At 60.6% G+C, this 1,608-nt stretch carries 1 protein-coding gene; it reads left to right on the forward strand.

All coding sequences use genetic code 11. The features are described from left to right. Positions 1–33: 33 nt before the first annotated feature. A complete protein-coding gene (locus tag PQR02_RS40335; RefSeq protein ID WP_408243370.1) occupies positions 34–1,518 on the forward strand; it encodes an ISNCY family transposase in 1,485 nt (494 codons plus the stop codon). The last annotated feature ends 90 nt before the right edge of the window (positions 1,519–1,608 follow it).

Genomic DNA, 1,608 nt, shown 5'->3' on the forward strand with positions numbered 1-1,608 from the left:
CCCGCCGCCGGTTGTCCGGCACGGGGAGCTTCGATGGCAGTGATAGAACGGATAACGATGACGATGCGAGAGCTGGACAGATTCAAGGTCATTCAGGACGTGGTGGACGGCAAGCTCAAACCGTCGCGAGCGGCCGAGCGACTCGGGTTGACGACGCGGCAGATCCGGAGACTGGTCGGCCGACTGCGTGACCACGGAGCGCCGGGGCTCGTGTCGCGTCGACGCTCGAAGCCCAGCAACAACCGCCTGGACGCAGTGACAGCCGATCGGGCCATCTCGATCATCCGGGATCGCTACGAGGATTTCGGGCCGACACTGGCCTGCGAGAAGCTGCGTGAATGCCACGGCATCCGCCTGGCGAAGGAAACGGTCCGGCAATTGATGATGGATGCCCAGCTGTGGGTGCCGCGCCGTCAACGTCCGCCGAAGATCTACCAGCCGCGGGCGCGGCGCGCCTGTCTGGGCGAACTGATCCAGATCGACGGTTGCGATCATCGGTGGTTTGAGGATCGGGCGCCCGCGTGCGCACTGCTGGTGTACGTCGACGATGCGACGAGCCGGCTGATGGCATTGCATTTCACGGCGACGGAATCGACGTTCAGCTACTTTGAAGCGACGCGGACTTACATTGAACAGTACGGCAAACCCGGCGCGTTCTACAGTGACAAGTACAGCGTGTTTCGCAAGACGGGCGCGAACAAGGATGGCAATAGCGTGACCCACTTTGGCCGTGCCATGTACGAACTGAATATCGATACGTTCTGCGCGAACAGCAGTTCGGCCAAAGGCCGCGTCGAGCGCGCGCATCTAACGCTGCAGGATCGCCTGGTCAAGGAGCTTCGGCTGCGTGGCATCAGCACGGTCGCCCAGGCCAATGCATACGCACCAGCCTTCATGGCGGCCTATAACGCGCGTTTCGCCAAGCCGCCCAGGAGCAGTTTCGACGCACATCGGCCGCTTCGCGCTGACGAAAGCCTTGATGCCATACTTACCTGGCGGGAATCGCGCAAGGTGACGAAGTCGCTGACGGTGCAATACGACAAGGTCATGTACCTGCTGAACGACACGCCAGAGCACCGTAAGCTGATTGATCGGTATATCGAGGTCTGGGAATACCCGGACGGGCGGATCGAACTCCGGGGGGACGGCCGTGTTCTGACGTGCAGGCAGTACGACCGGCTCGCCGAGGTTGATCAGGCCGCGGTCGTTGAACACAAGAGACTGGGCCACGTGCTCCAGGTCTCGCAGGCGATCCAGGCACAGCGCGATAACCAGCGCATCGGCAAGGCGCCCTCCCGAAGCCATCTGGGCGCTCCGACCAAAATCCAAAGTCGTACGACGGGCAAGAAGAAACAGCGCGAGTTCACTCAGGCCGACATCGAAAATACGATCGAGGATCTTGCCCGGCAAAGACAGGCAAAACCGCAATCCCGAAAACCTGGCCGGCGGTCTGCAAGAGACGGTGGAACAGGCGTAAGCGCCCTGCCAGTTCAAACGCCATCCTTCGACACTGCGTGATTAAAAACCGGCTGAGAGACAGATTTCCAACCCCTAAAAGCGGACATTTGAACTTGGCCAGAAAGCGGACATTTGAATCTGGCTTTGACA

This window comes from Paraburkholderia sediminicola, from assembly GCF_046026895.1.
In the GTDB taxonomy this organism is placed as follows: Bacteria; Pseudomonadota; Gammaproteobacteria; order Burkholderiales; family Burkholderiaceae; genus Paraburkholderia; species Paraburkholderia sediminicola_C.

What these genes read in the sequence shown, in the direction of transcription:
- PQR02_RS40335 (WP_408243370.1), top strand. Translation starts at nt 34, where the DNA reads ATGGCAGTGATAGAACGGATAACGATGACGATGCGAGAGCTGGACAGA.